Genomic DNA, 6232 nt, shown 5'->3' on the forward strand with positions numbered 1-6232 from the left:
AGGTCGGGACCGGGTGGGGGGGGGGGGTTTAACACACCGCCGGGCCACACCGGCTATCCTTGACACCCCATGGGGCGAAAAGGAAGCCGATTTCCAGCATTCGGACTGGTGAGAGCGCCCTCACACGACCGCGCGGGCGATCAGCACGGCCACGTCGAGCGGCAGCTCGCGGACGTCCTCCAGCGCGAAGCCGTCGGCCGCCGGCAGCCGCCGGTGCTCGTCGGTCGTCCGCTCGCCGCCCTGCACGGTGTTGACCATCATGTGCACGTCGAACGCCAGCGGCAGCAGCGTGCCCGGGTCGTCCCGGATCGGGCGCTCCACCACGGCCGGCGTCGCGCCCTCGGCCATCGCCGCGCGCACGTTGCGCAGGATCGCCGAGCACCGCTCGTCGTCCCAGTCGTGCATGATCCGCGACAGCAGGTACAGGTCGCCGCCGGCCGGCACCGGGTCGTGGAAGAAGTCGCCCGCGACCACCTCGGCCCGCTCCCCGTGCGCGGCCGGCACCTCGGCCGCCGCGGCGGTCACGTGCGGCCGGTCGAACAGCACGCCGCGCAGGCCGGGCGCGGCGGTCAGCACGAGGTCGAGCAGCCGCCCGTCGCTGCCGCCCACGTCGACCACCGTGCCGGTCGCGGGCAGGTCCGGCAGGCCGGGCACCAGCCCGAGGAAGCTCGTGCCCGCCGCCATCGCGCCCTCGAACAGCCGGGCGTCGGCCGGGTACGCGGCGAGGTGCTCGAACAGCTGCGCGCCGTGCACGTGGCGGAACCCGCTCTCGCCGGTGCGCAGGGTGTGCTCCAGCCCGCTGAACGACCGGTAGAACAGGCCGCCTAGATGCGTGCCAGGTCGCGCTGCGACCCCGGCACGTCGGCGCGCAGCAACGCGCCGACCTCGGTCGGCGACCACCGCTCGCCGTCACGGCGCAGCACGCCGAGCGCGGCCAGGTAGTCCAGCACGCGGCGCAGCTTGTCGGCCCGCGTGCCGGTGCGCCCGGCCAGCTCGGCGGTGTCGAGCGGACCGGCGGCGAGCAGGTCGGCCACGCCCAGCTCGGCGGCCGCCGCCACGGCGCGGAACGGGGCACCGCTGACCGGGCGGTTCTCGGGCGCACAGAATGGGCCGACGGCGGCCTGCGCAGAACCGAATGGCCGCGTTCCGCTTCGGCAAGCGGAACGCCCGGCGGTCCCGCCGGTGCTCGTGACCGGCGGCGGAACGACCCGGAACGCCCGCGGACGTCCGTGAACGACCCGGTATGCCGGGGGCATGCCGGCCGCGCCGGGGTTGACACGCCCGATGACACGTGCCTGCACGCCCGATGGCATGCCCTCCCCGGACCGTCGTGCCCGAACACCGGAGGAAGGGAACCGACATGGACTACGCCTTCGAGGCGGAGGGCCTGGTCAAGCGGTACGGCAGGACCACCGCGCTGGACGGGGTCGACCTGGCCGCGCGACCGGGCACCGTGCTGGGGGTGCTCGGGCCGAACGGCGCGGGCAAGACGACGGCGGTGCGCATCCTCGCCACGCTGCTGCGCCCGGACGGCGGCCGCGCCGCGGTCGGCGGGGTGGACGTGGTCGCGGACGCGCCGCGGGTGCGCCGGATGATCGGGCTGACCGGGCAGTACGCCTCGGTGGACGAGGACCTGACCGGCGTGCAGAACCTCGTGCTGATCGGGCAGCTGCTGAACCTGCGCACCGCGCAGGCCAAGGCGCGGGCCGCCGAGCTGCTGCGCGACTTCGAGCTGACCGAGGCGGGCGGCCGGCAGGTCAAGACGTACTCGGGCGGCATGCGCCGCCGGCTGGACCTGGCCGCGAGCCTGGTCGGCCGGCCGGACGTGATCTACCTGGACGAGCCGACCACCGGGCTGGACCCGGCCAAGCGGGACGACATCTGGCAGGTGGTGCGGGCGCTCGTGGCCGACGGCGCGACCGTGCTCCTGACCACGCAGTACCTGGAGGAGGCCGACGCCTTGGCCGACGAGATCTCGGTGATCGACCACGGGAAGGTGATCGCGCACGGCACGCCCGCGGCGCTCAAGCGCGTCGTCGGCGGGCAGACCGTGCTGGTGCGGCCCGCGGACCCGGCCCGGCTCGCGGACGCCGCCGCGGTGCTGGCCGAGGTGTCCGGACACCAGCCAGAGTCCACCGGCCGCGGCGTGGTGACCGTGCCGGTGGACGGCGACGCCGCGTTCACCGAGGTGGTGCGGCGGCTGGACCAGCGGCGGATCCCGGTGACCGAGCTGTCGCTGCGGCTGCCGAGCCTGGACGAGGTCTTCTTCACGCTGACCGGCAAGCACACGGAGGTGGCGGCATGACGACGGTGGCGGCTCCGCCCGCGGTGGCGGTCGGGACGGGACGGCGTCCGTTCGGCCTGGCGCGGCACAGCCTCGCACTGGCCCGGCGCAGCCTCATCAAGACCATGCGGTCACCGGAGCAGTTGTTGGACGTGACGCTCCAACCGGTGATCTTCGTGGTGTTGTTCGTGTACCTGCTGGGCGGCGCGGTGTCCGGCTCCACGCACGAGTACCTGCAACTGCTGCTGCCCGCGATCATGGTGCAGACGACCGTGTTCGGCGGCATGGCGACCGGGGTGAACCTCAACACCGACATCGGCAAGGGCGTGTTCGACCGGTTCCGCAGCCTGCCGATCGGCCGGTCCGCGCCGCTGATCGGCTCCGTGCTCGGCGACCTGATCCGGTACGTGGTGGCGGTGGTGTCGCTGCTGCTGTTCGGCACGCTGATGGGGTTCCGGGTGGAGACCGGTGCGCTGTCCGCGCTGGCGGCGTGCCTGCTGGTGATCCTCTTCGCGTTCTGCCTGAGCTGGGCGTTCGTGCTGGTGGGGATGCTGGTGCGGCAGCCGGGCGCGGTGCAGGGCATCGGGTTCGTCGCCCTGTTCCCCCTGACGTTCGGCACCAGCATGATCGCGCCCGCGGCCACGCTGCCGGGGTGGTTGCGGTCGTGGGTCGAGGTGAACCCCGTGACGCACGTGATGGACGCCTCGCGCGGGTTGATGGTCGGCGGTCCGGTGGCCGGGCCGGTGGCGTGGACGCTGGTGTGGTCGGCGGTGTTCGTGGCCGTGTTCGCGCCGTTGGCCGTCCATGCCTACCGCCGTCGCGCCTGACCTGCGGCTTTCCCGGTCGACAAGAAAAGTCGGAAATACCGCCGATTGTCAATTGAATTTCCTCGCCCCGATGCGCGACGCCTATTCTTTTCCGCGGTGTATCTGTGCCCGCGCCATCCGATCCTTTCCCCCGACGACGGGGAACCGGGGGGCTGGGGTGCTGGTCGGGCGACAGGGGGAAATGACGGCGGCGCGCGCCGCGCTGGCGGAATCCGCGCGGTCACGGCGGTGCGCGGTCGTCGAGGTGGTCGGCGAGCCGGGGGTGGGGAAGTCGTCGCGGGTGGCCGCGGTGCTCGCCGAGGCCGCCGGCGACGGCGTGGTGGCCGTGCACGCCAGGGCGGGCGACCACGGCGCGGGCCCGTTCGGGGCCCTGGTCGAGGCGTTGGACGACCTCGTGGCCGAACGCGACGGCCGGCTCCGGGCGTTGTCCGGCGACGACCGCGCCGTGCTGGCGGAGATCTTCCCCGCGCTGCGCGGGACCGGCCCGGCCAGGGCGGAGCGGCACCGCGTCCACCGCGCGTTGCGCGCCCTGCTCGAACGGCTGTCCGGTTCCCGCGGGCTGGTGCTCGCGCTGGACGACATGCACTGGGCGGACTCCGCCCTGGTCGAGTTCCTGGCGTACCTGGTCCGGCAGCCGCCGCAGGCGCGCCTGGTCGTCCTGGTGGCCTACCGGCCGCGGCAGGTCGATCCCCGGCTGACCGCCGCGCTGGCCGAGGGGCGGGTGGGCGTGCGGCGGCTGGACCTCGCGCCGCTGACCCGGGCCCAGGTCGCGGAACTGCTCGGTCCGGGGGTCGCCCCGGCCCGCGCCGCCGCGCTGCACGAGGCGAGCGGCGGCAACCCGCTGTACCTGCGGGCGCTCGCCGGCAGCGGCCTGCCGACGGGCACCCCGCTGCACGCCGTGCTCCTGGCCGAGTTCGCGGGCCTGTCGCCGCTCGCCCGGCGGGTCGCGCGGACCGCGGCCGTGGTGGGCGACCCGTTCGACGCCGACCTGGTCGCGGCGGTCGCCGGACTCGACCACGACGCGATCACCGGGGCGCTGGACGAGGCGCACCGGCGGGACGTCGTCCGCCCGCACGGCCTGTCCCGCTTCGTCTTCCGGCACGACGTGTTGCGGCAGGTGATCTACGACAGCACGGCCGCGAGCCGGCGGCGCGACGCCCACGCGCGGGCCGCGGAGGCGTTGCGGCGGAGGGGCGCGTCCCCCGCGGCCCGCGCCGGGCACGTCGCCCGCTCCGCCGCCGTCGGCGACCGGGACGCCGTCGAGCTGCTGCGCCGGGCCGCCGACGACCTGCGCTGGCACGCGCCCGGGGTCGCCGCCACCTACCTGCGGGAGGCCCTGGCGCTGCTGCCCGCGGCCGATCCCGCCGAGCACGGGCTGCGGATCCGGCTCGCCGGGTGCGTCGCCGCGGACGGCCGCCCGCACGACGCGCGCGAGGTCGTCGACCGGGTGCTGCACGGCCTGCCGGCGGGCGACCGCCGACGCCCGCCCGCGGTCGCGCTGGCCGGCACGATCGAGCGGCTGCTGGGCCACCACACCCGGGCGCGCGCCCTGCTGCGCCGCGAGCTGGACGCGGTCGCGGACCCGGTCGTCGCGGCCGACCTGCAACTGGAGCTGGGCATGATCGCGATCCTCGCCGGTGACTTCACCGCCGACCGCGACCTGGTCGAACACGCCCACCGGACCGCGTGCGCGGCGGGCGACCTGCCGCTGCGGGCGCACAGCGCCGCGCTGATCGCCCTCGCCGACTACGTCACGGGCGCGATCGACGCCGCCCGGTCCGGGGTGACCGCCGCGGCGGCGCTCGTGGACTCCCTGCCGGACCGGACGCTGACCACGCAACTGGAGGCGTGCGTCCACCTGGGGTGGACCGAGATGTTCCTGGAGCGGTTCCACGACGCGCTCGGCCACTTCGACCGCGGGCTGCGGCTGGCCCGCACGTCCGGCCAGGAGTACCTGCTGCCGTTCCTGCTGGCCGGGATCGCGTGCGACCACCAGTGGCTCGGCGAGCTGGACCTCGCGGCGCGCTTCGCCGAGGACGCCGTCGCGACCGCCGAGCTGTCCGGCAGCGACGAGCTGCGCACCATGACCTACACGCTGCAGGCGCTCGTGGCCAACCGGCAGGGCGACGTCGACCTGGCCCGGCGGGCGGGCGAGCGGGCGGTGACCGCGGCCGGTCGGGACCGCGACTGGTGGGCCGCCACCGCGGCGATCGTCCACGGCGAGGCGCGCCTGAACGCGGGCGACGACCCGGCGGAGTGCCTGCGCGCCGTGGCGGACGCGGCGGGCGGGCCCGACCTGGCCGCGGTCGACCCCGGCCACCGGCCCAACTGGTACCAGGTGTTCTTCTACACCGCGCTCGGCGTCGGCGACCTGGACGCCGCCCGGTCCTGGCTCGACCGCATGGCGGCCGCCTCGGCCGGTCTCGACGCCGTCCTGCCCTGCCGCGCGGCGCTGGTCCGGCTGGCCCGCGGCCACCTGCTGCTGGCGCGCGACCGCCCCGGCCCCGCGCTCGACCACGCCCGCGCCGCGGCGGCGGTGTTCGCCGACGCCGACGACCGCCTCGACCTCGGCCGGGCGCACCTGCTGGCCGGGCTCGCCCTGACCGCGGCCGGGCGGCGGGCCGAGGCCGTCGCCGAGCTGGACCGGGCCCGGGCCACGTTCGCGACCGCCGGGGCGCACCGCCTGCACGACGAGGCCGTGCGCGGGCTGCGCCGGCTCGGTCACCGGGTCGCGGGCCGCCCGTCCGCGCAGCGGCCGGACGACGAGCTGACCCGCCGGGAGGCCGAGATCGCCGACCTGATCGCCGACGGGCTGACCAACGCCAAGATCGCCCAGCGGCTGGTGCTCAGCGTGCGCACCGTGGACGCCCACGTGCGCAACATCTTCACCAAGCTCGGCGTCACCTCGCGCGCCGCGGTCGCCGCGTACGCCATCAACCGCCGGGCCGCCTGAGACCTCGGTGGACGCGGACCGCCGGGCTGGTGGTCGAACGCGGCGGACGCGGTCCGCCGGCCTGGTGCTCGGACGCGCCGGCGCTCCGCACGGTGACCCCCCCCGGAGGGCCGGCCCGGTCCCTGGCGGGTTAACACATATCCGAGCCCCCGAGACACAGACTTTTCG

General features: G+C 75.7%; 5 protein-coding genes. 3 read left to right on the forward strand and 2 right to left on the reverse strand.

From position 1 onward, the window contains the following. Nucleotides 1-120 precede the first annotated feature (120 nt). Together ACFXGA_RS34980 and ACFXGA_RS34985 are read right to left on the reverse strand one after the other, a co-directional pair. A complete protein-coding gene (locus ACFXGA_RS34980) occupies nt 121-753 on the reverse strand; it encodes a methyltransferase (protein ID WP_378095594.1) in 633 nt (210 codons plus the stop codon). A 71-nt stretch (nt 754-824) separates the two neighbouring features. Further along, complete coding sequence (locus tag ACFXGA_RS34985; protein ID WP_378095597.1) at nt 825-1058, reverse strand: methyltransferase dimerization domain-containing protein; 234 nt, start codon at nt 1056-1058, stop codon at nt 825-827. A 302-nt stretch (nt 1059-1360) separates the two neighbouring features. Here ACFXGA_RS34985 and ACFXGA_RS34990 point away from each other — a divergent pair, with 302 nt between their 5' ends. The 3 genes from ACFXGA_RS34990 (at nt 1361) to ACFXGA_RS35000 (ending at nt 6064) form a co-directional block, all read left to right on the forward strand. Then, complete coding sequence (locus tag ACFXGA_RS34990; protein ID WP_378095601.1) at nt 1361-2305, forward strand: ATP-binding cassette domain-containing protein; 945 nt, start codon at nt 1361-1363, stop codon at nt 2303-2305. Further along, the gene (locus ACFXGA_RS34995) at nt 2302-3111 is read left to right on the forward strand and encodes an ABC transporter permease (protein WP_378095604.1); all 810 of its coding nucleotides are present in this window, start codon (nt 2302-2304) and stop codon (nt 3109-3111) included. The genes ACFXGA_RS34990 and ACFXGA_RS34995 overlap by 4 nt, the downstream gene beginning before the upstream one ends. Before the next feature lie 70 nt (nt 3112-3181). Beyond that, nucleotides 3182-6064, forward strand: coding sequence for an AAA family ATPase (locus ACFXGA_RS35000; RefSeq protein ID WP_378095607.1), 2883 nt, complete (start codon nt 3182-3184; stop codon nt 6062-6064). The last annotated feature ends 168 nt before the right edge of the window (nt 6065-6232 follow it).

The organism is Actinosynnema sp. NPDC059335 (genome assembly GCF_042752395.1).
Lineage (GTDB): Bacteria > Actinomycetota > Actinomycetes > Mycobacteriales > Pseudonocardiaceae > Actinosynnema.

Excerpts from the sequence above, each read along its gene's own strand:
- ACFXGA_RS34990 (WP_378095601.1), top strand. The coding sequence starts at position 1,361 with ATGGACTACGCCTTCGAGGCGGAGGGCCTGGTCAAGCGGTACGGCAGG.
- ACFXGA_RS34995 (WP_378095604.1), top strand. The coding sequence starts at position 2,302 with ATGACGACGGTGGCGGCTCCGCCCGCGGTGGCGGTCGGGACGGGACGG.
- ACFXGA_RS35000 (WP_378095607.1), top strand. The coding sequence starts at position 3,182 with ATGCGCGACGCCTATTCTTTTCCGCGGTGTATCTGTGCCCGCGCCATC.